The organism is Ignatzschineria larvae DSM 13226, assembly GCF_038500265.1.
GTDB classification, from domain to species: Bacteria; Pseudomonadota; Gammaproteobacteria; order Cardiobacteriales; family Wohlfahrtiimonadaceae; genus Ignatzschineria; species Ignatzschineria larvae.
Genome location: NZ_CP150637.1, coordinates 1,220,295 through 1,244,312, shown reverse-complemented (window position 1 = coordinate 1,244,312; position 24,018 = coordinate 1,220,295). Strand labels below are relative to the sequence as shown.

Genomic DNA, 24,018 nt, shown 5'->3' with positions numbered 1-24,018 from the left:
TAAGCTTATTTTGAACTGATATTACTATATTAAATCATTATTCGATAGTGAGAGAAGAGGATGCTTTATTCTCTATCGAGGGTGCAAAAATAGTGGTTTTATGGATACTATATTGCTGCATCATTTTCGCTGTTTGTGCATTGAGTCCGCTCACATCTATGTCCATTCCCTCACGAATATATTTAAGAATGATTTTATCAATGGTACTAACGGCTGTGAGATCCCAAATGGTAGCTTTGCTAAGATCTAAGGTAATGCGTTTTACTCGTTCTTTAAAATCGAACGCATTATTGAGTTTATGCGCCGAGCTAAAGAAGAGCTGACCATTAACATAGTAAGTTCGATGATTATTCTCAAGCGTAGAATGGGCTTCAATCTCAAGATATTGCTCTACCTTATAGGCAAAGAAAGCCATTGAAAGCAACACGCCGGTAATAACACCAAAAGCGAGGTTATGGGTGTAAACCACAACGGCAACAGTGACGAGCATTACGATATTGGTATAAATAGGCATCTTATGGAAATGACGAATTGATCCCCAATCAAAGGTTCCTATGGAGACCATAATCATCACTGCTACAAGCGCAGCCATAGGAATAATCCGAATCAGATCCGACATAAAGACTACTAAAATGAGTAGGAAAATCCCTGCACAGAATGTAGAAAGTCGAGTACGTCCTCCTGATTTGACGTTAATGACTGATTGACCAATCATCGCACAGCCCGCCATTCCGCCTAAAAAACCGGTCACAATATTCGCTAATCCTTGGCCTTTACATTCCCGGTTTTTATCACTTGTAGTTTCTGTGAAATCATCCACAATCGCAGCAGTCATCATCGATTCCAAGAGACCTACGATCATAAGCGCAATGGAATAGGGGAAAATAATCGAGAGCGTTTCGAGGTTAAAAGGAATATTAGGGATTAAAAAGGTAGGAAGTGTATCAGGGAGTTCTCCCATATCGCCTACAGTCCGAATATCAATGCCGGTGATAAAGACAAATAAGGTCAAAATAACAATACAGATTAATGGCGAAGGGAGCATCTTACCAATGACCGGAATGTAAGGAAAGAGGTAGATAATCGCAAGTCCGGCAAGCACTAACGGATAAACGGCCCAATGGACATTTGTCAGTTCCGGTAATTGTGCCATAAAGATCAAAATAGCGAGCGCATTAACGAATCCTATCACAACAGAGTTAGGGACAAAGCGCATTAACGCACCGAGTTTGATATATCCCGCAATTACTTGCAAAACCCCGGTGAGAATAGTGGCAGCAAGGAGATATTCAAGCCCGTGATTTTTAACGAGGGAAACCATTAAGAGCGCCATAGCCCCGGTAGCTGCTGAAATCATCGCAGGTCGTCCCCCGGCAAAAGCAATCACAACCGCCATTGAGAAAGAAGCATAGAGCCCGATTTTAGGATCAACGCCGGCAATAATAGAGAAAGCAATAGCTTCAGGAATAAGCGCAAGGGCAACAATCAGCCCTGAAATAAGATCTTTAGGGACGTTAGAGAACCATTCTTGACGAATAGTGGAGATAAACTGTTTAGACATAACTTTACTTTTGAAAATAACCCGGAGAAGTAACATAAAGAGGATAGTTTTATCATAGGTTAAGTATCAAAATGTAAATACGACTAAAAATAGACAAAGCAGTTGAGTATCTTTTATTGAAAGAAACTGACGCTTATAGCGCTAAGTACAAGATAGTACTAGCTAGTCAAGGATGGAAATAATGCGCAATTGATATCGCGCATTAATCAATAGAGACTATTATGAATAGAACTTATTATTCAGCGGTTTGTGCTTCGTGAACTAATTTTTCAAGATATTGATTGATAAGATCAGATTCATACATCCAATTCACAGAGCCATCGCTATTGATGATTTTAAGGCAGGGTACTTGTTTCTTACCCCCCTCTTTCTCTAATTCACTGCCATAGGGTTCTTCTTTTGCATCTCTTAACTCAATGTTGAGGTTTAACCGTTTGATAGTACGGCGTACTTTAACGCAAAAAGGGCACATATGATATTGATAGAGCGCTAATTTTTTAGTCTTTTCATTGATAACGGCTTGTGCTTCCGGCGTACGTTTAGTCGGTGTAGGGGCAAATTTTTCATCAAAAAAGATAATAGCCTTGCCGAGAATATTACGAATGAGTTTCATATAGTAACCTTTAGTTGCAAAATAAATGGACGCTCAGGTGATAGAATCAACTGATTGTCAATTTAATGAAATGAATATTAAATGGATATTAAACGAATTTTAAATAAAATTGTTCATAAAAATATATTGAAGTAATGTCTACCATTGTACCTTAAATGGCAATAAAACGATATGTTCTAGCAATTTCCTACTAATATCAAACTGGTTTCATTTAAAGCCGATGATAATCCCGTAACCAAAGATCGAGGTTATTTGTGAAGAGTTGTCGATCCCGTTGTGTCAATGGTGAAGGGCCTTTAGTTTGAATCCCGCTACCGCGTAGGGCATCATTAAAATCCCGCATCGTCAATTTGGCATCAATGGTGCCTTGATCGTAAAAATATCCACGAGGGTTGAGTGCTTTACCTGCTTTATTGAGGATATCTTTCGCAAGGGGGATATCTGCTGTAATAATCAGATCATTTTTTTCTGTTAAATCGACAATACGCTGATCCGCAACATCAAACCCTGAGAGAACTTGAATCGATTGAATAAAAGGCGAGCGGGGAAGTTGAATACGCTGATTGGCAATAAAAGTCACTTTGATCTTCTCTCGAACCGCAACGCGGCAGAGAATCTCTTTAAGGAGATTGGGAATCGCATCAGCATCGACTAAAATTTTGGGCATAGATTTGATTTCTCTACAAAAGGATAAAAGCCTGCAAAATAACAGGCTTTATTGATATTAACAGTGATTGTTGAGTTGTTTATCAATTACTTACAAACTAAATGAGATAAATTAATTCAAGTTGTAGCTTGTAAGCATTGAATTAACGAACAATCATGATATCACAATGAGAATGACGAACGGTGCTTTCTGATACGGAACCTACGAACATTCTTTCAACCATTCCATAGCCCGTTGCACCCATGACGATCAAATCAGCATTTACTTCAGGAGCAATCTTCTTAGCAATGACAGAACGAGGTGATCCCTCTTTTTTGACGGTTGCTATATCAGTTAAGCCTGCTTCTTTGGCTCTATTTTCTGCATCCGTTAGGATTTTCTTCGCATTATCTTCCGCATATTGCTCAAGCGGTTCACGATAAGCAATCGCTAGTGAGTAAGAACGAACATCGATGACGTGGGCGATAATTAACTTACTACTATAAAATTTAGTTAACTCAATCGCTCTATCAAGTGCTTTAATGGAGGCTTCAGAGCCATCAACAGGTACTAGAATTATTTTATATGGAAGACTCATAGATTTTCTCCTTTGAAAATAGTATCGGGATTATATATTCATCTGTGCAGTGGAATATTTACACTTTTCAACCCTCGCTATCACCTTTCAGGTTTAACTTTTACATTTATTGATATTACTCTATATATTGATAACACAATCAACGGAATTAAACTAGGAGGAAAATATCGAACTTACTTAGCATAAACCCCAATAAGTAGAATTTATTGGGGTCTATTTTTATCATTGACTCTTTTCATTAGAGAATCAATGAGTTATGAGATGTTAAGTTGTACTTTATTTTCTCAAGTTATTTCTCAATTTACTTAGAGATATGCGCCACTAAATCAAGTACTTTGTTAGAGTAGCCGATTTCATTATCATACCAAGCAACAACTTTAACGAATGTATCAGTTAACGCAATGCCTGCTTTCGCATCAAAGACTGAAGTACATACTTCACCGAGGAAGTCTGTAGATACAACGGCATCTTCAGTATAGCCTAAAACGCCTTTCAGTTCGCCTTCGGCCATCTCTTTCATTTTTGCGCAGATTGCATCATAAGTTGCAGGTTTTGAGAGGTTCACTGTTAAGTCAACCACTGATACATTTGGTGTTGGTACACGGAATGACATACCTGTTAATTTGCCATTTAACTCAGGAATCACAACGCCTACTGCTTTTGCAGCACCTGTTGATGATGGAATGATGTTTTGTGATGCACCGCGTCCACCACGCCAATCTTTCGCTGATGGACCATCTACTGTTTTTTGAGTTGCAGTAGTTGCATGAACAGTAGTCATTAAACCTGATTCAATGCCCCAGTTATCATTTAACACTTTCGCAATAGGTGCTAAGCAGTTAGTTGTACATGATGCATTTGAAACGATGTCTTCACCTTTATAAGATTTTTCATTGACACCCATTACAAACATTGGTGTTTTATCTTTTGATGGACCCGTCATAACTACTTTTTTAGCACCTGCTTTAATGTGCTTGCGTGCAGTTTCATCTGTTAAGAATAGACCTGTACCTTCAACAACCACATCAGTATTGATCTCATCCCATTTAAGGTTTTCAGGATCCCGCTCAGAGGTAACACGAATTTTTTTACCATTAACGACTAAATGACCATTTTCAACCTTAACATCACCTTTAAAACGGCCATGTGTTGAATCATATTTAAGCATGTAAGCCATGTAATCTACATCGATGAGGTCATTGATACCAACAATTTCGATATCACTACGTTCACAAGCTGCACGGAATACAAAACGACCGATACGACCAAAACCATTAATACCTACACGAATTGCCATATAAATATATCTCCTTTTTCAGAGTGGGTTCTTACAGAGGCAAAATCTGCTTGTAAGAGATGAAATGTAAAAATGCCATAAGTTACAATTGCGGTTATAAATCGCGTTACAAAATTACATTACGCTGTAACATTATGAATGAAAACTATTAATAAAATCAAGTAGAAGAGGGACAGGGCGAGCTGTCGAGCCTTTCTCTTTACCCGATGTCCAAGCGGTACCTGCGACATCTAAATGCGCCCATGGATACTCCTCTACGAAACGTTCAAGGAAGCAGGCCGCAGTAATCGAACCAGCGCCACGACCGGCGCTAATATTACCCATATCGGCAAAATTAGAATCGAGCATTGGTTGGTAAATATCTTTCCAAATAGGGAACTGCCAAACGTGATCGCGAGTCTTTTCGCTAGATGCTTTGAGTTTTGCGGTTAAATCTTCATTATTACTAAATAATCCTGAAACTTCATGACCTAGCGCAATAATGATGGCGCCTGTTAATGTAGCAATATCTACAATTGCTTTTGGCTTAAAGTGGGTGGCATAAGTCAGTGCATCACAGAGAATAAGGCGACCCTCTGCATCAGTATTGAGCACTTCAATGGTTTGACCGGACATAGATGTAATTACATCTCCAGGTTTTACCGCTTCGCCGGAAGGCATATTTTCAGTGGCAGGAATAAGACCAATAACGTGTGTCTCAAGATTTAATTCTGCCAATGCTCTGAATGTTCCGAGGACAGAAGCAGCGCCGCCCATATCATATTTCATCTCATCCATCGCCGCACCAGGTTTAAGAGAAATACCGCCGGTATCAAAGGTTACACCTTTACCGACTAGTGCAATCGGGGCTTCATCTTTAGCTTTGTCATGACGATATTCTAAAACGATAAAGCGTGGTTTTTCTGCCGAACCTTGTGCAACGGCTAAAAATGCACCCATGCCAAGTTTTTTAATCTCTGTTTTGCCAAGTACTGTCGCTTTGACGTTAGGGAATTTCTTCGCAAGCGCAAGTGCTGCATCTCCTAAATCACTTGGTGTCATTATATTTGCCGGCATATTCGCCAAATCTTTGGTGAAGGCCATACCATTGACCAAGGCTTGGCCATACGCAACAGCTTTAGTCACTTCACTATTGCCTTTTTCATCGACAATACGAATTTGTGTTAACTGCTGCGCTTTAACCGCTTCTTTGCGAGGCGCATTAAATTGATAAAGTACATCAGCGACTGCTTGAATCAATATTGGAATTGATTTCCCTTTATTTTTGCACTGTTCAAGAAGCGCAAACGAGAGTGATTTGGCAGGTGATGATTTGGCAACTCTAGTGGCACTCATAACGGCTTTACGAAGGTGGTCAACGGAGAATTCATCCTCTTTTCCTAAGCCAACGATCAGCAGGCGTTTGCTACCAATCCCTTCAGTTATCACTAATGGTAATACATCACCCACTTTGCCAGTAATATCTCCACTTTTTACTAAATCGGAGAGCAACCCCTTCAGTGCCTGATCAACTTTTTCACTGCTAACGGTTAGTTTTCCCTCGAAAGCACCGATGACAAGACAATCACTTTGATGTTGATGTAATTGCTCTTTTGCAAGATCAAAATGGATTTGATTGAGTTTCATTTTGTTTCCTTTAATTGCGTGATTTATTTAGCGTGTTATTACTTAAATTACTTAAATTACTTAAATTACTTAAATTAATTCATTCTGCAAAGCTTATTCATAAAGTGACCACATTGCCATAGTGATCATTAAAATGAGTAATATGAGTCATAATCCTTTATAACAACTTAGATCCATTTCATTGAAATTCAAGGAATGGGCGCTATTTAAAGTAGGGATTAGATCTAGAACCTGATTTATATCAGTTATCATTACCTTAATCACTCTATTAGCTACTATTGTTATCGGGAGACTTACAGAATTAATGACACTACTACTCTACTACAAAAATCTTTACTTTTGGGAACTGATAGTAAAAAAGATCAACAAATGTCGATCTTTTTTGAGCTATTTTTTGTTTTACTGTTCTACGGCTAAACGGCCTCTTAACGAGTTTGGTAGGGCTTCTGTAATGACGACATCACAGAAGTGACCGATGAGCGAGGAAGGCGCTTCAAAGTTAACTACTCGATTGTTCTCGGTCCGACCGGCAAGCTCTTTAGGATTATGCCGAGAAGGGCGATCCACTAAAATGCGTTGCGTTGTCCCCACCATACTTTGTGAAATTGCATTAGCTTGTTCTGTTAATTTAGCTTGCAATCTTGCAAGACGCTCTTTCTTCTCTTCCATAGGCACATTATCCGGTAAGTTTGCAGCAGGCGTTCCTGGGCGAGCAGAGTAGATGAAGCTAAATGAAAAGTCGTAATGAATATCTTCGACCAGTTTCATCGTCGCCTCAAAGTCCTCAGCACTTTCTCCAGGGAAGCCCACGATAATATCCGTTGAAATGGAAATATCAGGACGAATTTCCCGCAATTTCTTAATCTTCGCTTTATACTCTAGAACGGTATGGTTACGTTTCATCATCATCAGGATGTGGTCAGAACCTGACTGCACCGGTAAATGAAGGTGTGAGACGAGTTTTGGTACACGCGCATAAGCTTCGATTAAGCGATCTGAGAAAGCGATAGGGTGAGATGTGGTATAACGAATCCGTTCAATACCTTCAATCTCTGCGACATACTCAATGAGAAGTGCGAGATCCCCAATTTGACCATCTGGCATTTCGCCTTGGTAATCATTCACATTTTGCCCAAGAAGTGTCACTTCCCGAACCCCTTGTTCAGCGAGTTCGGCAATTTCACCAATCACATCAATAAAAGGGCGAGAAATCTCTTCACCCCGAGTGTAAGGCACGATACAGAATGAACAATACTTATTGCAGCCTTCCATAATTGAGACAAATGCTGTGACGCCTTCTGCTCTCGGTTTTGGTAAGTGGTCAAATTTTTCAATTTCAGGGAAAGAGACATCCACCTGTGTGCCACTTCCTTGCCAAACATCGTGTAACATTTTAGGAAGACGATGAAGCGTTTGTGGGCCAAAGATAATATCGACAAAAGGCGCGCGCTTTTTAATCGCTTCCCCTTCTTGTGAGGCAACACATCCACCGACCGCAATAACGATATGAGGATTTTCTTCTTTAAACTTTCGCCAACGTCCTAATTCTGAGAAGACTTTTTCTTGCGCTTTTTCCCGAATAGAGCAGGTATTCAGGATAAAAACATCCGCCTCTTCAAGGTTTTCAGTTCGCTCTAAGTTACAAAATGCTTTGAGTGAATCTGCCATTTTTTTCGAGTCATACTCGTTCATTTGACAGCCTTGCGTCTGGATATAGAAGTTCTTATATTGTGCTGTTGCCATATTAATTATAGATATCTCACAGGTTAAAATTGACTAAAAAATTGTAGCTATTCTACCGCATTTTTGGATCGCTTTCAGGTTACTTTATGTATCTTTCTAATGCACAGAATCTTAGTTATTAAGTCTAGCTATTCTAATTATTAACTATTAATCCAGATACAACTCGCCATTCTGCCAGATTTAGCGCCATCTCGGCGATAAGAGTAGAAATATTCCGGCATACTATAAGTGCAGAGATCACCCCCATAAATTTGAGTGGTCGGAATCCCGAGGTTATAGAGACGTAATTTAGCGAGTTGATAGATATCCGCATAATATCTTCCCTCATTACTAGATGGGATAAAAAGAGGATTTTCATCATTTGCAACAGTCTTGTCTTTAATCGGATTACCAGAAGTATCGATAAGGATATTCTCGAGTAGCGTATTACGATAGAGAAAGGCTTGTCGCACTTCATTACCGACTTCAAAGGCTTTTTGCGAAATAGCAGGCCCAAGCCAGACAAATAGATCTTCCGGTTTTTCACCAAGCGCAGTGAGATTGCGAATACTATTTTCAATAATATCCATCAAAAGCGAGCGCCAACCTGCATGAATTGCTATAACCCGATTTTCCGCCCTATTTGCAATTAAGATGGGTAAGCAATCCGCCGTTAAAATCATTGCCGGTAGATTCGCTTGATCGGTATAGCAGGCATCAGCCCCAATTCCCGCCCATTTTTCATCAACAGGCACGCAAAGGTTTGAATGAATCTGAGTCAGATGAAAGTCTGAGGCCGGAATAGTCAGTACTTCCTGTAGCAATTGACGGTTTGCCATTACACTACGCGGATCATCGGCAGTACTCAATCCCATATTCAGTCCCCTAAAATCGCCTTCGCTTACGCCCCCTTTACGGGTCGTTGTGAAAGCCGTAATACGCGATGAAATCGGCCAATGAGGTGTGACGATCTCGATCGAATTGTTTGATTGATTTTCTAAGGGGGCGTTTAATGGTTTTTTGAATGGGTCTTTGAATGAATCTTTCGGCGTAATCTTAATGATTCTGCTCATATTGTTGGCTCTCCTCTCGAATAGCATCGATGAGTTGGGTCATATCATTGGGGTAGGCTTGTTCAAAATAGAGTTCTTCGCCTGTTCTTGGATGGTTAAATCGAATAGAGAAAGCGTGAAGCGCTTGGCGTTTAAAGCCCCGAAGAACATTTTCTGCATGTTGACCAAATTTTTTGGGGAGTTTTAGGCGAGCACCATAATCACTATCCCCTACGATCGGGTAATTAATATGTTGCATATGGACACGAATTTGATGAGTACGACCTGTTTCAATATTCGCTTCCACTAACGTATGGGCGCGAAAACGTTCTTTAACACGAATATGGGTAATCGCATCTTTACCATCCACATTGCCATCTTCATCGGGTTCTGGTACCCACATATGCTTCCGGCGATAAGGGTTGCGACCAATGGGTGCATCAATGGTGCGCCCTGAAATGAGTTCTCCAATGACTAAAGCGTGATAAATTTTGGTCGGTGTACGCTCTTTAAACTGATTGATTAGGTTCTCTTCAGCTTCCATTGTTTTCGCAATTAAAAGCAGTCCTGAGGTCTCTTTATCAAGACGATGGACAATACCGGCGCGGGATAACTCTGCAAGCTTCGGCGCATGATGAAGTAGGGCATTAGCTAATGTACCTTGATTATTACCTGCACCGGGATGGACGACCATACCGGCAGGTTTATTAATGACCATTAAGTCATCATCTTCATAAAGGATATCAAGCGCAATTTTTTCAGGAATTAATTTATCTTCTTCTGGCGAATGCTCTATGGTAATAGTAATGGTATCGCCGACAGAAACAGGATCTTTCGGTTTTGGGACTTCACCATTTAACAATACCTGACCACTTTTTATCAGTTTTTGCACTTGGCTACGGGAAAGATTTTCCTGTAGGATAGGGAGAGTTGCATCAATGCGTTGGTTATCTAGATGATTTGGAATGGAAATGGTAAAAGTTTCTGAATATTTCATAATTTGTCTGTATAATCTCGAGGAATTAATTCAATTTGTTGGATCTATAGTAATAAAATGAAAGCGAAAAGACTAAAAATTTTTATGGTGCTAGCAGTTGCAGGGGTGCTCACTGCCTGTGGTTCTTCATCTGCAACAAAAGATGATAAGTACTATGGTATGACAGGGCAGCAACTTCTCGATGAAGGGAATAAAAACCTTGAAGGTGCGAGTTATGAAATTGCGGTTCAACATTATGAAGCGATTGAAGCGCGTTTTCCCCATACAAGGTTAGCACAACAGGCTAAATTAAATAAGATTTATGCTAATTATCATGACCGACAATTTGATCAAGCGCTTAAGGGAATTGATGAGTTTATTCGCCTCTACCCAAACCATGAGAATATAGATTATCTCTACTATATTCAAGGTTTAATTAATTTCGATCGGGCACGATCTATCTTAGATAAAATCCTGCCGCCAGACCGTTCAAAAGTAGATCAAAAGCAGATGCGGGATTCCTTAGCTTCCTTTTTGGTAATCGTGGAAAAATACCCCGATGGTGAATATGCAGAAGATGCAGCGAAGAGAATTATCTATCTACGCAATCTGTTAGCGGAAGCAGAAATCCACAAAGCAAATTTCTATCTTGATCGTCATGCTTATGTCGGTGCCATTAATCGTGCACAATATGTGCTTGATCATTATGATGCAACGACTTCTGTTTCTACCGCGCTCTATATTCAGGGTAAAGCTTACCAAGCTTTAGGCTTACCGGAGCTCGCACAAAAAAGTATTGATGTCTTGCGTTATAACTTCCCATATGATGCACGGTTAAAAGAGTTTGGTTACAAGAATACGCCAGAGATTCCTGCGGATTCTGAAGTTGTAGAAGTTGTAGAATACGAACAATAATTTTTTGTTATAAGAGCGTAAAAGGCATTCTAAGAGAATGCCTTTTTTATTATTACCTTGACCCATTTTAGATATTACTCAATCTAAATAAAATTCAAGCTCGACACCTCAAAGTTCATAAAGGTAAATAGGAAAAGATGGAAGATCAATTATTTGGTTATGAAGATGTGATCTGTCTCTTATGACAAATAAATCTCTTTCGCGTTATAATAAACACCTTACCGACATTGGTGTAACGAAGAGCGATGCGTATAAATGATAATCTTAAGACTCTATCAGCTATTATGGTGGTTACTTCTCCCTATTATTGTGGTACTACGCTTGTGGCGTGATTGGCGTTCACCGTTTGGTCTTCAAAATTTCCAAGATCGTTTTGGTTTTCAATTACTTCCGAAGGTGGATCTTATTATACATGCTGTATCCCTTGGAGAAGTGCGGGCAGTCACGCCTTTGGTAAAACGATTATTAGATGAAAAGCCATCATTACGCATTCTATTTACAGCGACAACTTTAACGGGCAGTGATCAGATTCAAAGAACTTTTAAACGCGCATTAACAGAAGATCGATTATTTCATACTTATCTTCCTTTTGATTTTGGTCCATCAATTGCCTCATTTTTAAAGAGAACATCCCCAAAAGCGATTCTCATTATGGAGACGGAAATTTGGCCTAATCTCTTTTATCAAGCAGAGAAACGCAATATAGAAGTAATTATGATTAGTGCGTGCCTTTCTGACCGCTCTTTCTACCGTTATCAGAAAATCCGGCAAACGATTCGGAACCTACTTAAGCCTGTTACTGTATTGACCCAGACAGATGAAGATTCATTACGATTTGAGTTATTGGGTGCAGAGAAGACAAAGCGGATGGGTAATATCAAATATGATTTGGAAGTCGATCCTTCTGTGTTTGAACAACGGGATCAATTGAGAGCCTTAAAATTACCTGATTCGCTCTATTGGATGGGTGCAAGCACACATGAAGAGGAAGAAGAGATTATTATTGAAGCTTTTATTGAAGCGCGGAAAAAATCTCCTCATTTGAAGTTAATTATTGCGCCACGACATCCTGAGCGCTTTCCGGAAGTAAAGAGTTTACTTGAAGAATATGTAGATGCCCACAATTTTGTGCTCTCTATTCGAAGTAATGGATCACTCGAAGCATTAAATTCTAGAGCTGATATTTGGCTAATTGATACATTAGGAGAATTACTACTTTTCTATGCTTTTGCAGATATCGCCTTAGTCGGTGGCAGTTTTGTTCCTATTGGGGGACATAATATTTTAGAACCTGCTTATTTTGCAAAACCGATTATTGTTGGGCCTTATATGAATGAAAATCGGGAAACTTTAGTGCAGTTTTTAGAAAATAAGGCGATTTTACAGGTTGATAGCGAAGCCTTGGAGTCAACGGTTATCGCTCTATCTCAAGATAAGGCTCTGCGGGAAATTTATGGAAATGCAGCGCATCAAACAATGATCGAGAATCAAGGGGCGATTGATATTGTTATAGAGCAAGTCAATAATCACTTTCCTGACACGGAAAAAGTGGCATAGTTTGTAGTATGTATCCGTTTTTTCTTATTGAGCAATAGGGGATTATCTTACTTCCCTCATTTGCTTCTGTTCGTGTAACTCTTATATACTGCTAGGTAATTGGATATTAAATATTGATGACTGAAACATTTATCGACTTTGAATGCCATACTTCAGTTCATAATTAATAAGTTGCATAGAATTCAATGAACAACTAAAGAACAACTGAAAGATCGATTTACAGAATTATTTTATTATCAATTCCATTATATTCTTTTACTATTCTTTACTATTTATAATTACTATAAGGAGATATTTATCGTGGCAAATTCGAAAATTTTTTATACGAAGACAGATGAAGCACCAGCATTGGCGACTTACTCATTTCTACCGATTGTTGAGGCTTTTACGAAGCCGGCAATGATTGATATTGAAGTGAAAGATATCTCACTAAGTAGCCGTATTTTAGCACTTTTTGCCGATATTTTGCCAAAAGAGCAACAAGTAGAAGATGCGCTTTCTGAACTTGGGCGTTTAACGCAAGATTCAGCAACCAATATTATTAAACTTCCTAATATTTCTGCTTCTATTCCGCAGCTAAAACGCGCTATTGCCGAGTTACAAGCACAAGGTTATGCGATTCCTGATTATCCTGAAGAGCCACAAACAGAAGCCGAAAAGGCATTGCAAAAGCGTTATGCTAAAGTGCTCGGATCAGCGGTAAACCCTGTATTGCGGGAAGGGAACTCTGATCGTCGTGCCCCGATGGCGGTCAAAGAGTTTGCGCGTCATAATCCTCACAAAATGGGTGAATGGAAGCAAGATTCAAAGACAACGGTTGCAACAATGCAAGAAGGCGATTTCTATGGCTCGGAGCAATCGGTCACATTGCCGGAAGCGACAGAGTATCAAATCCTTTTTAAACCCGTTTCTGGTGATGCGGTTGTTCTCAAAGATTATGCACCGCTACAAAAAGGCGAGATTATTGATACTTCTGTCATGAGTTTACAGAAGCTCAAAGCTTTCGTTGCTGATGCGATTGAAGAGGCAAAAGCGCGTGGTGTGCTTCTCTCAGCGCATCTAAAAGCAACGATGATGAAAGTCTCTGATCCTATTATGTTCGGCGCTATCGTAGAGGTCTATTTCAAAGATCTATTTGCACAATATGGCGACCTATTCAAATCCTTAGGTGTTGATACCCGAAATGGCTTAGGGGATATCTATGCCAAAATTAAAGGCCACCCTCAAGAAGCAGAGGTGATTGCGGCGATTGATGCGGCGATTGAAAAGGGCCCTCGTTTGGCAATGGTAGATTCAGATAAGGGGATTACTAATCTTCATGTTCCCTCGGATGTAATTGTCGATGCGTCAATGCCGGCGATGATTCGAGCGGGCGGTAAGATGTGGAACAAAGATAATCAAACAGAAGATACTGTTGCGATGATTCCTGATCGTTGTTATTCCGGTGTTTTTGCGGCGACCATTGAAGATTGTATTGAACATGGCGCACTTGATCCCCGTACGATGGGAAGTGTTCCCAATGTTGGTCTGATGGCACAAAAAGCAGAAGAGTATGGTTCGCACGATAAGACGTTTCAGGCGGTAGATGCGGGTGTGATTGAGGTTGTTACCAAAGAGGGACAGGTATTAATGGCGCAACCCGTTGAGAAAGGGGATATTTTTAGAATGTGCCAGGCTAAAGATGCGCCAATTCAAGATTGGGTGAAATTAGCAGTCACTCGTGCTCGTCTCTCTGAAACGCCCGCGATTTTCTGGTTAGATCCGAATCGTGCTCATGATCGTGAAATGATCAAAAAGGTAGAGCAATATCTCAAAGATCACGATACTAAAGGGTTAGACATTCAAATTATGTCGCCGGTAGAAGCTGCTAAAGTTAGCCTTAAACGCATTCGTGAAGGGAAGGATACGATTTCAGTTACCGGGAATGTGTTACGGGATTATCTGACAGATCTCTTCCCGATTTTAGAATTAGGAACTTCAGCTAAGATGCTCTCGATTGTGCCTTTGATGCAAGGTGGCGGATTATTTGAAACAGGTGCCGGTGGTTCAGCCCCTAAACATGTAGAACAATTCTTAACGGAAGGTTATTTACGTTGGGATTCGTTAGGGGAGTTTTTAGCATTAGCCGAATCTCTTAAGCATCTCGGCCGCACGCAGAATAACCCCAAAGCACTGCTACTTGGAGAGATGCTCGATTTAGCGAATACTAAATTCTTGGCAGAGGACCGATCACCTGCGCGTAAATTAGGTTCGATTGATAATCGTGGCTCTCATTTCTATTTGGCGCTCTATTGGGCAGAAGCATTGGCTAATCAGACGAAAGATCAGGAATTACAAGCGATTTTTGCAAAACTGTACCAAGATCTAAAAGCCTCTGAGGAGAAGATCAATGAGGAGTTAATTGCTGCGCAAGGTAAAACACAAGAGTTAGGTGGATATTATCATCCTAATATTGACAAAGTAGCGGAAGCGATGCGCCCAAGTACGCTCTTTAATACTATTTTACAATCTTTGAATTAGTAATTGAATTAGTAAGATCAGTTGAAAAAATGAAAAGAAGCTGAAAAGGATGATATCCAATAAGGTTATATATAGTATCAATATTATAACCTTATAACCTTTTCATCCTATAGTGCCTATGTTGAGCTTATGAAGCGGATCAACATAGGCATTCTTTTTACCAATCGACACCAATACCAAGGAAGATATTACTATTTTTGGAGTTACCTCTCTTCGCTTTAGTGCGGTCAAAGTGATAGCCTGTATTGATAGAGAGATGGTCTGTCAATTTATATTGAATCGCCGTATCAAAATTGAGATCAAGCGTCACATGATTATTAAAACTACGCCCGACAGAACCTTGAGTCGTAAATTTAATCGGAAGATTAGCAAAGAGATTCTTCTGATAATCCCACTTAAAGGTCATGAGTGGGTGGCGATCTTTGTGATCATCTCGATACTCTAACTGTTGATAGTTTAGAAGGGTCATCAACGCTAGTTGTGAGTTATCATCATTCCAAACCTGCCAACCAGGGCCTGTTCCAAGTAGCCAATTTCCCTTAATATTCTCGACCCAATCGTGTTGGTAATGGCTCGTTGTCTGCCAGAAGAAGTAAGGGTTGAAGAAATGATCGAGCGAATAATTGAGATTGTAACGATAAGTAGATGTTTGGCCATTATCGGTTTTTCGCTCAACATCCCCTTTAATTTGGTGGCGCCAAATATTATGGGTGAGTTCATAACCCCCTTTCAGATGAAAATTACGCGTTTTAGAACTATTATTTTTAAAATTAAGATCTAGTTTCACATTGCCTGAATGCTCATAAGTAACCGGATTATGATTCACTAAGGCTAACTCTGCGGCATTTTCATCAATCGTTAATTGTTCATCAAAGGCAAGGGCATATCGCTCTGCATGATTGATGGCAAAGATTGCATTAGAATTACCATCTGTATCGTAGACAAGCTTCTCTGCCCGCATCGGTGTTGTTTCCCCATTGGCACGTTCCGGGTTTAAGATCATAGCGCGTTCACTATGGAAACTGCGAATAGCCTGTTGAGGAATGGTAATAGTGCCGGAATAATCGGTCGCAATATGAAGCGTATTTTGGGCAATTTTTTCAATGGTACCACTAATACGATCCCCATTTTTCAGATAAACCGTGTCGGCCCATGAGATGCCCTGAATTGTTGCATATAGTATGCCAATAGTCATAAGAGATCTGTAATGAAAAATGGGGAGGGCAATAAACTGTTGAGTAGGTTGATTTAGTGTCACAATAAAAAATCCATTTAAAAGTCTGTTTTGTTTTGTTAAAAGGCTGTGTTAAAAATACAAATAATCACAAATGTGTTTAGCATAGGGGGAATTATTTTCAAAATCAATGATTATAATGACTAATAAATGAAGAGACTTGTTACTGTTCAATCTCTATTTCCAAAATATCTCTTTTCGATATTTTTCTGAATAATTCGCCACTTAGAATTGTAGTAACCAGTGATGGTAGCGAGCATGTGGTAGATAATTAGGATTTTCAGAGTAGAGCAGTTCCATTTTTAAGTGATCTGCCTCAGAGATGCGCTTACGGGCTTCAGGTTGCATAAAATCGTAATATGTACGGATTCCACTCTTTTTGAGAATCTGAATCTTGTGATCATTTAAATACTGTTCAAGTTCATGGTAATCAATCGGGGAGATCGGTGTTAATCCCCCTTGTTCACCAGCAAAATTTCCACGCTCAATATAGCGAAAATTACCACGAATTAAATTATGGTAGATCAAACCCTCTCGATTGTAGAAGAGCAGTGAGAGAATACCCTTCGGTTTAATATGGGATTTGATGAGTTGAAAGAGCTGATAAGGATCTTCTAACCATTCAATCATCGCATGACAGGTGATGAGATTATATTGCGGTAGGGAAAGTAGCGGAAGAGCCTCAACACTTGCTTGAAGAAAAGTCGCCGTCAACTGCGCATCTAGGAAGCGAGATTCTGCAAGCTCTAACATCTCTTTGGACGGTTCTAGTAAAGTGAGTTGATGACCTTGACTTGCAAGCTGTAGTGCAAACTGACCTTGTCCGGCACCGATATCAAGGATATTGAGTGATGATTGATGTAGCCCGAGTGCCGTAAAGTCTCGTTCTAAAATAGCTAAACGCAATCGACCTTTGAATGTGTCATAGATATTACGGGTGAAGCGGGGACTCAATTGATTAAATCGCCTGCCTTGAGATTCAGAAAGTGGAGGATTCTTTGAAGCGGTATCGTGTGTATCTGCCGTATTGATAATCGTATTGGTCATATCAGCCTATTAATTTCTATGAAACCCTATGAGATTCTGTTATATCCTCTGATACTTAGGATATTGCAAAATATCTGCTAACATCGAAACAGGAAATTGACTCGTCAATTCTCGGTAATCATGCACTGCATCATTATAAAAAGAGGCTGATTCATCAATGTTGCGATTGGTAATATCGACTTTTACCCAAAGTTCAGCAAGATCTTCTCGGTTTTTAAGTTCTGCATGCGTTTGGCTTTCATGTTTTAGTGTATTGAGATGATTGCGAAGAAGTAAGACATGATGAATACGTTCAGATTGCGCACGCTTACTTTCGGATTGCTCTTTAATTTCCCGCCATTCTTTGAATAATTTATCATGATTCCGGAGAACTTTTTGGGTAATAACAATGATCGGATCGGTACGTTCAATGAGCTGTGCTTGGAGACGTTGGACATCTACGAGCGCGCTGTCACAGACTCGGCGATATTTCCGCAATTTGCGGTAATGGTGAATGAAGAGATAGAGAATGAACGCCGAGAGCGCAACGGTAAGGATAATAGTAAATAACGTCTTAGTCATGATTGGCAGGCTGTCAAGAGGTTAATATGACGATGTTGATTGGGATATTCGTTAATATAGGGTGCTTACCCTTTAATTGCAATGGAAAATATTAGGAATAATTACACGATCATCTTATTATCGTCAAATCGGTTCAAAATAAGCTTATCTAAATCTAGGCGAATCGATTATAAGTAACAAAGAAGCTGGTTCTATCTGGTATCTTGCAGGCATTGTTTAGTAAGGTTATTATTTTATAATAAAGTTGTAAAATAATGAATAATTGATTACATGGATAATTGATTACATGGATAATTGATTACATGGATAATTGATTACATGGATAATTGATTACATGGATAATTGATTACATGGATAATTGATTAGGTGAATAATTGTTTATATTGAATAAATTATGATAACCGGATAGTTAATGTTTTTTGTATTTCATGCAAAATGGGTTAATCATTATTGATAATAGTTGTGATAAAAAATAAGCGCTATTTCGTATTGACTTGTATCAATTCTGTAGTTAGAATCAATAGCTCAAAAGATCGATAAGTATTCACTTATCGGTTCACAATCATCTAATATATGGATTGAATTTTCTCAATGAAAAAACAGAAAGTCGCCATCATCATGGGAAGCAAAAGCGATCTGCCAACAATGCAGAATGCTGCAGACATTCTCAACCAATTTTCCATTGCTTACGATATTAAAGTTGTCTCTGCTCATCGCACGCCAGAGTATATGGTCTCTTTTGCGCTTAATGCCAAAGATGCCGGATATGATCTGATTATTGCGGGAGCAGGGGGCGCTGCGCATCTTCCCGGCATGGTCGCTTCCTTAACACCTCTTCCTGTCATTGGCGTGCCGATTAAGAGTAGCACGATGAATGGATTAGATTCTCTCTATTCCATTGTGCAGATGCCAGGTGGTATTCCTGTGGCGACAATGGCAATAGGTGATGCAGGTGCCAAAAATGCCGGTCTCTTTGCAGCTCAAATATTAGCGCTGAGCAATGAGACATTATATGAAAAGCTCAAGACATTCCGTAAGTGCCAAACTGAGAATGTTCTAGCAGATAGCACTATAGAGGAGAAGTAGTCATCATGCACATTTTACCTGGCAAAACAATTGGAATTATTGGTGGTGGACAACTAGGTAAAATGTTAGCAGAAGCGGCAAATAGGATGGGCTACTATGTGATTACGCTTGATCCTGCATCAGATGCACCAGCCGTATCCGCCTCGCATGGACACATTGTATCTAGCTTTTCCAATGAAGAGGGCTATGAAACGCTAATCTCTCGCTCTGACGTGGTCACTTACGAATTTGAAAATATCGATGCTTCTCTTGTCAAAAGACTTAATAGTGAGTATCACAATATTCCGCAAGGCGAATTACCGCTCTATTTAGCGCAAAATAGGCGGCGTGAGAAAATTGCGCTTACCGAAGCGGGCTTGCCTGTTGCGCCTTATATGATTTTAGAAGATCCAGAACAGACACTCAATGAAGCGGTTCAAAAGCTAGGATTTCCTTTTGTCGTGAAAACCCAAGAAGGGGGTTACGATGGCAAGGGACAAGTTGTCGTGCGCTCAGATGCGGATCTTGCAAAAGTTGCAACACTCTATGGTATTCCTTGTGTCGCTGAGCAATTTATCCCTTATGATTGGGAGTGTTCGATTATAGGAACCCGTTCAACGACAGGTGAATATCGTCATTTTCCCATTGCTGAGAATTTGCATATTAATAATATTCTCTTTAAAACTACGGCCGGTAGTGAGAAAGTTACGCCAGAATTAGAGGCAAAGCTCAATCAGATGCTACAGACATTTATGGAAACCCATAATATTGTCGGGACATTAGCAATGGAAGCCTTTATTGTGAATGATGATGTATATATTAATGAATTAGCACCAAGACCGCATAACTCCGGGCATTTTACTATAGAGGGTTGCCCAACAAGTCAGTTTGAACAACATATTCGAGCTATTTGTGGTTTACCGCTTGGCAATACAAAATTACTACAAAAGACGGTGATGTTTAATATTTTAGGGCAAGATCGGGAAAAATTATTGAGTTATATTCCCAAAATATCACAAGATGCACATCTTCATCTATATGGGAAAAAAGAATTTAAAAATAACCGTAAAATGGGACATATCACCTTTACGGGATCAGAAGGATTGCGCTCTTTTGAAGAGATGATCTTAGCAGAGTAAAAGGAATTTTTGCAGAATAGACCATCATGATTGATTGGGTCTCTCTGTCGTTGCTATCTTGCTGCTTCTAAAGCGACTCTTTTATAATTACGATAAGTAAGGATTCTAATGAAAAGAAGGTTTTATATTGAAAGTACGCCACTCTATTCCTCTGAGGCAAAAGCCTTATTGAATGAGTTGAAAATAGCATTGACTGTTCCTACACTCACCTCTGTACGATTAATTCAAGTCTATGATTTCTTTTCATTGTCTGAAAAAGATCTTCCTCAAATTCAAAAAATCATTCAACAAGCGGGCAAAGATCAGGAAATTCGTTCTGATATTATGCAAGCGGAATTGAATAAATATCCCCATTTTGCCATTGAGGGCTTGCCAGGACAATATGATCAGCGCGCTTATAGCATCTCATTAGCCCTTAAGACAGCAGGAATCTGGGGGAAAACAGCGGTAACTACTGCACAGCTTTATCTCTTTAATGCAGAATTATCAGCTGAAGATCTCGCTAAAATTGAGCAATATCTCTTTAATCCCATTAATAGTTACCTCAAAGATCTATCCTTAGCACCCAATGAAGAGGTTTTGAATTTACATCATCATCCTAAGCAAGTGGAGAAGGTGAAAGACTTTATTCATATGACCCCCTCAAAGCTCGTAGAGTTAAAGCTCTTAATGGGGCTTGCGATGGAATTTGAAGATCTTGCTTTCATTCAAAAATATTTTAAATCAGAAGAGAAACGCAATCCGACTGAAACAGAGTTACTTGTGTTAGATACTTATTGGTCTGATCATTGCCGGCATACCACATTTGAGACAATGCTTAAAAGTATTGATTTCTCAGCAAGTCAATTTGAAGCGCAGCTACAAGCCGCATATGAATCTTATCTACAATTACGAGAAGTCACTGGAATTACAGATCGGCCTGAAACGTTGATGGATATGGCGACGATTGTGGGGCGCTATCAACGACAAACAGGTGAACTAGCTGATATGGAACTATCAGATGAGGTGAATGCTTGTTCTGTACGAGTTCAAGTAGATGTGGATGGTGAACCGCAATCTTGGCTATTGATGTTTAAGAATGAAACCCATAATCACCCAACGGAAATTGAGCCTTATGGTGGTGCAAATACCTGTGTAGGGGGCGCTATTCGAGATCCATTATCAGGACGTGCCTATGTCTATCAAGCGATGCGAATCACAGGTGCCGGTAATATTTTAGAACCTGTTGAGAAGACGCTTGCGACCAAAATTCCACAACGTCGCATTAGTCGTGTTGCAGCCCAAGGTAATAGTGATTACGCTAATCAAATTGGGGGAACTACGGCATTTGCTCGAGAATATATTCATCCGGGATTTATCGCTAAGCGCATGGAGCTAGGGGCTGTCGTAGGCGTGGTGAAAGAAGATCATGTCGTGCGAGCTATGCCTATGCCGGGGGATTTAGTGCTTTTAGTGGGCGCTAAGACTGGGAGAGATGGAGTGGGAGCGGCTACTGGATCATCGCAAGTACAGACAGAAGAGACGCTTGAGAAGGCTGGCACAGATGTACAGAAAGGCTGTGCAACAGAAGAGCGCAAAATTCTTCGCTTATTTCGCCGAAAAGAGGCATCTACACTCATTAAAAAGTCCAATGATTTTGGGGCTGGAGGTGTCTCGGTTGCTATTGGGGAATTGGCCGATGGTGTTTGGGTCAATTTAGATCAAGTACCCACAAAATATTCAGGTCTAAATGGGACAGATTTAGCGATTTCAGAATCACAAGAGCGAATGGCAGTCGTGGTAAGCGCAAAAGATGCAAAGCGATTTATCGAATTAGCGCAAGAAGAATCTGTAGAGGCAGTGATTGTTGCAGAAATTACCGAAAATCCTCGCTTAGTCATTAGTTGGAGAGGGGAGAAGGTTGTTGATATTGCCCGATCTTTCTTAGACACCAATGGTATTCGTAAAACGGCCGCTGTTAAGGTTATCGATAGCAACTTACCTTCGCCATTATTGCAAGTACCGAATACGGATGATTTAGAATTAGCGTGGCGAACCTTATTGGCTGACAAGAATATTGCAAGTCAAAAAGGACTGAATCAAAAATTTGATGCTACGCTCGGACGCTCAACGGTTTTACTCCCTTTTGGTGGAAAATGTCAGGCAACGCCCGCCGAGGTTTCGCTTCAAAAGATTCAAGTAGAGTCTGGAGAGACAAAAACAGCGACTATCTTAGCCCATGGTTATCATCCTTATTTGGGTGAATGGTCGCCTTTTCATGGAGCAGCTTATGCGGTCATTGAATCGCTTGCACGTATTGTCGCAACCGGAGGCAACCCGCAGAAAGCAAGACTCTCTTTCCAAGAATATTTTGAGCGATTAGATGGTATTCCAGAAAAATTTGGTAAGCCTGTCGCCGCTTTGTTAGGGGCTTTGGCAGCGCAAAAAGCATTTAATGTACCAAGTATTGGCGGAAAAGATAGTATGAGTGGGTCTTTTGATGAAATCAATGTGCCTCCAACTTTAGTCTCTTTTGCCGTAACGACTATTCAAACAGATGCTGTTATCTCGTCAGAATTTAAAGAGAGTGGCGATTATATCTACGTATTGCCGGTTAAAGAAGAGGTTACGGGGCAGGTACCTTTTGCAGCTATAGCCCATAATTTTACACAATTTCAAGCCATTAATGAGCGATATCAGATTAACGCTGCGATGTCAGTACGACAAGGAGGCATTGCTGAAGCGCTAGCTTATATGAGTTTTGGTAATCGGATCGGCGCTAATATTGAGAATATATCCACTCGTGATCTCTTTAGACCACAATATGGTGCCTTTGTATTTACCACTCGTCGAGCATTACCCGCATCAGAGGATTATATTGCTATTGGTACAACCTTAAGTGAGTATCGCTTTGATTATGGACACACCACTATTTTAGGTTCAACCTTACAAGCAGCTGCGGAAGATCGTTATGAGAAGATCTATCCTATTTACGCTAAAAGTGAAGGATTGATTCCTAAAGTGGATAAAATGCCACTTAAAGGTATTATTAATCGCTTAGAAGCTGTAAAGCCTACGGTTGTGATTCCTGTATTTGAAGGCACACATAGTGAGTTTGATATGGCGCGGGCTTTTGAGAAAGCGGGAGCCGCAGTGTTGATGCAGCCCATTCGACTCTTAACGGAAGCAGATTATCTCGGTTCTGTGCGGCAGTTAATAGCGCATTTAGAGAATGCTGAAATTTTAGCGCTTGCATCAGGTTTTGCAAGCACTGAAGAGCCGGCGGGAACCGGTTCGACAATGGCGCTTTTCTTACAACGGGCGGATATTCGTCAAGCCGTTGAATCCTTTATTGCCAAAGGGGGATTAATCCTAGGGATTAATGCCGGTTTTCATGCATTAGTAAAAACAGGGTTATTACCGTACGGAGAGTATCGGGATCAAGAGAGTCAGCAAAGTGAGGAAAAACTCTATCTGATGACCAACCATTGCGGTGAATTTAAATCGCAAATGGTGACTACTGAGATTGTTAATAATGCAGCACCTTGGTTTAGCTCGCTAAATTGTGGTGATCAACATGTTCTGCCATTTGCTGCGCTTGAAGGGCGTGTTATGCTTTCTGAAGAACTTTTCCAGACATTACAAGCCAATGGGCAGATCGCTGCACAATATGTAGATCACAAATCGCGGGCAACATTAGATCAGACTTTTAATCCTGCCGTGTCGCAGTACGCCATTGAAGCGATCACAAGCCCCAATGGGCAAATTCTTGGAAAAATTGCGCATAGTGAGCGTTATGAAGAGGGACTGTTCCTCAATATTCCAGGACGGAAACATCAAACAATTTTTGAAAATGCGGTTTCGCATATTACCAGCAAGCACCTTTAATCTATCTTTAAATTGAGGAGTT

18 protein-coding genes are annotated in these 24,018 nt (G+C 40.1%); 6 read left to right on the top strand and 12 right to left on the bottom strand.

The window, feature by feature from the left end; translation table 11 throughout:
- Window positions 1-37: 37 nt before the first annotated feature.
- The 9 genes from WMO13_RS05185 to WMO13_RS05145 all read right to left on the bottom strand — a co-directional run bounded on the left by WMO13_RS05185 (window position 38) and on the right by WMO13_RS05145 (window position 10,112).
- Window positions 38-1,561 (bottom strand): SulP family inorganic anion transporter, encoded by a 1,524-nt coding sequence (locus WMO13_RS05185; protein WP_051396316.1) that lies wholly within the window; start codon window positions 1,559-1,561, stop codon window positions 38-40.
- A 235-nt stretch (window positions 1,562-1,796) separates the two neighbouring features.
- Window positions 1,797-2,174: a glutathione S-transferase N-terminal domain-containing protein gene (locus WMO13_RS05180; RefSeq protein WP_026879460.1), complete on the bottom strand. Its 378-nt coding sequence runs from the start codon at window positions 2,172-2,174 to the stop codon at window positions 1,797-1,799.
- Window positions 2,175-2,385: 211 nt separating this feature from the next.
- On the bottom strand, window positions 2,386-2,841 hold the full coding sequence (locus tag WMO13_RS05175; protein WP_026879461.1) for a YaiI/YqxD family protein: 456 nt from the start codon (window positions 2,839-2,841) through the stop codon (window positions 2,386-2,388).
- A 142-nt stretch (window positions 2,842-2,983) separates the two neighbouring features.
- Window positions 2,984-3,418, bottom strand: coding sequence for a universal stress protein (locus WMO13_RS05170; RefSeq protein ID WP_026879462.1), 435 nt, complete (start codon window positions 3,416-3,418; stop codon window positions 2,984-2,986).
- A 301-nt stretch (window positions 3,419-3,719) separates the two neighbouring features.
- Window positions 3,720-4,715: a type I glyceraldehyde-3-phosphate dehydrogenase gene (gene gap, locus WMO13_RS05165; protein WP_026879463.1), complete on the bottom strand. Its 996-nt coding sequence runs from the start codon at window positions 4,713-4,715 to the stop codon at window positions 3,720-3,722.
- Window positions 4,716-4,847: 132 nt separating this feature from the next.
- On the bottom strand, window positions 4,848-6,341 hold the full coding sequence (locus WMO13_RS05160) for a leucyl aminopeptidase (protein WP_051396317.1): 1,494 nt from the start codon (window positions 6,339-6,341) through the stop codon (window positions 4,848-4,850).
- A gap of 399 nt (window positions 6,342-6,740) precedes the next feature.
- A complete protein-coding gene (miaB, locus tag WMO13_RS05155; RefSeq protein WP_034856162.1) occupies window positions 6,741-8,084 on the bottom strand; it encodes a tRNA (N6-isopentenyl adenosine(37)-C2)-methylthiotransferase MiaB in 1,344 nt (447 codons plus the stop codon).
- Window positions 8,085-8,224: 140 nt separating this feature from the next.
- Window positions 8,225-9,136: a peptidoglycan editing factor PgeF gene (gene pgeF / locus WMO13_RS05150; RefSeq protein ID WP_051396318.1), complete on the bottom strand. Its 912-nt coding sequence runs from the start codon at window positions 9,134-9,136 to the stop codon at window positions 8,225-8,227.
- A complete protein-coding gene (locus tag WMO13_RS05145) occupies window positions 9,120-10,112 on the bottom strand; it encodes an RluA family pseudouridine synthase (RefSeq protein WP_034856164.1) in 993 nt (330 codons plus the stop codon). Before WMO13_RS05145 ends, pgeF begins: the two co-directional genes overlap by 17 nt.
- Before the next feature lie 57 nt (window positions 10,113-10,169).
- Here WMO13_RS05145 and WMO13_RS05140 point away from each other — a divergent pair, with 57 nt between their 5' ends.
- The 3 genes from WMO13_RS05140 to WMO13_RS05130 all read left to right on the top strand — a co-directional run bounded on the left by WMO13_RS05140 (window position 10,170) and on the right by WMO13_RS05130 (window position 15,083).
- Complete coding sequence (locus tag WMO13_RS05140; RefSeq protein WP_245601178.1) at window positions 10,170-11,006, top strand: outer membrane protein assembly factor BamD; 837 nt, start codon at window positions 10,170-10,172, stop codon at window positions 11,004-11,006.
- A gap of 255 nt (window positions 11,007-11,261) precedes the next feature.
- Window positions 11,262-12,563, top strand: coding sequence for a 3-deoxy-D-manno-octulosonic acid transferase (locus tag WMO13_RS05135; protein WP_051396319.1), 1,302 nt, complete (start codon window positions 11,262-11,264; stop codon window positions 12,561-12,563).
- A gap of 297 nt (window positions 12,564-12,860) precedes the next feature.
- Window positions 12,861-15,083: an NADP-dependent isocitrate dehydrogenase gene (locus WMO13_RS05130; RefSeq protein ID WP_156923310.1), complete on the top strand. Its 2,223-nt coding sequence runs from the start codon at window positions 12,861-12,863 to the stop codon at window positions 15,081-15,083.
- A 157-nt stretch (window positions 15,084-15,240) separates the two neighbouring features.
- Here the strand turns inward: WMO13_RS05130 and WMO13_RS05125 are convergent, their stop codons facing one another.
- The 3 genes from WMO13_RS05125 to WMO13_RS05115 all read right to left on the bottom strand — a co-directional run bounded on the left by WMO13_RS05125 (window position 15,241) and on the right by WMO13_RS05115 (window position 17,925).
- The gene (locus WMO13_RS05125) at window positions 15,241-16,341 is read right to left on the bottom strand and encodes a DUF481 domain-containing protein (RefSeq protein WP_342386919.1); all 1,101 of its coding nucleotides are present in this window, start codon (window positions 16,339-16,341) and stop codon (window positions 15,241-15,243) included.
- Between the two features lie 201 nt (window positions 16,342-16,542).
- Window positions 16,543-17,364, bottom strand: coding sequence for a methyltransferase domain-containing protein (locus WMO13_RS05120; protein WP_084331537.1), 822 nt, complete (start codon window positions 17,362-17,364; stop codon window positions 16,543-16,545).
- Between the two features lie 39 nt (window positions 17,365-17,403).
- Window positions 17,404-17,925: a LemA family protein gene (locus tag WMO13_RS05115; RefSeq protein WP_026879471.1), complete on the bottom strand. Its 522-nt coding sequence runs from the start codon at window positions 17,923-17,925 to the stop codon at window positions 17,404-17,406.
- A 591-nt stretch (window positions 17,926-18,516) separates the two neighbouring features.
- Here WMO13_RS05115 and purE point away from each other — a divergent pair.
- The 3 genes from purE to WMO13_RS05100 all read left to right on the top strand — a co-directional run bounded on the left by purE (window position 18,517) and on the right by WMO13_RS05100 (window position 23,996).
- Window positions 18,517-19,011 (top strand): 5-(carboxyamino)imidazole ribonucleotide mutase, encoded by a 495-nt coding sequence (purE, locus tag WMO13_RS05110; protein WP_026878002.1) that lies wholly within the window; start codon window positions 18,517-18,519, stop codon window positions 19,009-19,011.
- A gap of 5 nt (window positions 19,012-19,016) precedes the next feature.
- Window positions 19,017-20,129, top strand: coding sequence for a 5-(carboxyamino)imidazole ribonucleotide synthase (purK, locus tag WMO13_RS05105; protein ID WP_034855031.1), 1,113 nt, complete (start codon window positions 19,017-19,019; stop codon window positions 20,127-20,129).
- Window positions 20,130-20,237: 108 nt separating this feature from the next.
- The gene (locus tag WMO13_RS05100; RefSeq protein ID WP_026878003.1) at window positions 20,238-23,996 is read left to right on the top strand and encodes a phosphoribosylformylglycinamidine synthase; all 3,759 of its coding nucleotides are present in this window, start codon (window positions 20,238-20,240) and stop codon (window positions 23,994-23,996) included.
- The last annotated feature ends 22 nt before the right edge of the window (window positions 23,997-24,018 follow it).

Bases quoted from the DNA above. Each gene is read 5' to 3' on its own strand.
- WMO13_RS05185 (WP_051396316.1), bottom strand. From the start codon at position 1,561: ATGTCTAAACAGTTTATCTCCACTATTCGTCAAGAATGGTTCTCTAAC.
- WMO13_RS05180 (WP_026879460.1), bottom strand. From the start codon at position 2,174: ATGAAACTCATTCGTAATATTCTCGGCAAGGCTATTATCTTTTTTGAT.
- WMO13_RS05175 (WP_026879461.1), bottom strand. From the start codon at position 2,841: ATGCCCAAAATTTTAGTCGATGCTGATGCGATTCCCAATCTCCTTAAA.
- WMO13_RS05170 (WP_026879462.1), bottom strand. From the start codon at position 3,418: ATGAGTCTTCCATATAAAATAATTCTAGTACCTGTTGATGGCTCTGAA.
- gap (WP_026879463.1), bottom strand. From the start codon at position 4,715: ATGGCAATTCGTGTAGGTATTAATGGTTTTGGTCGTATCGGTCGTTTT.
- WMO13_RS05160 (WP_051396317.1), bottom strand. From the start codon at position 6,341: ATGAAACTCAATCAAATCCATTTTGATCTTGCAAAAGAGCAATTACAT.
- miaB (WP_034856162.1), bottom strand. From the start codon at position 8,084: ATGGCAACAGCACAATATAAGAACTTCTATATCCAGACGCAAGGCTGT.
- pgeF (WP_051396318.1), bottom strand. From the start codon at position 9,136: ATGAGCAGAATCATTAAGATTACGCCGAAAGATTCATTCAAAGACCCA.
- WMO13_RS05145 (WP_034856164.1), bottom strand. From the start codon at position 10,112: ATGAAATATTCAGAAACTTTTACCATTTCCATTCCAAATCATCTAGAT.
- WMO13_RS05140 (WP_245601178.1), top strand. From the start codon at position 10,170: ATGAAAGCGAAAAGACTAAAAATTTTTATGGTGCTAGCAGTTGCAGGG.
- WMO13_RS05135 (WP_051396319.1), top strand. From the start codon at position 11,262: ATGATAATCTTAAGACTCTATCAGCTATTATGGTGGTTACTTCTCCCT.
- WMO13_RS05120 (WP_084331537.1), bottom strand. From the start codon at position 17,364: ATGACCAATACGATTATCAATACGGCAGATACACACGATACCGCTTCA.
- WMO13_RS05115 (WP_026879471.1), bottom strand. From the start codon at position 17,925: ATGACTAAGACGTTATTTACTATTATCCTTACCGTTGCGCTCTCGGCG.
- purE (WP_026878002.1), top strand. From the start codon at position 18,517: ATGAAAAAACAGAAAGTCGCCATCATCATGGGAAGCAAAAGCGATCTG.
- purK (WP_034855031.1), top strand. From the start codon at position 19,017: ATGCACATTTTACCTGGCAAAACAATTGGAATTATTGGTGGTGGACAA.
- WMO13_RS05100 (WP_026878003.1), top strand. From the start codon at position 20,238: ATGAAAAGAAGGTTTTATATTGAAAGTACGCCACTCTATTCCTCTGAG.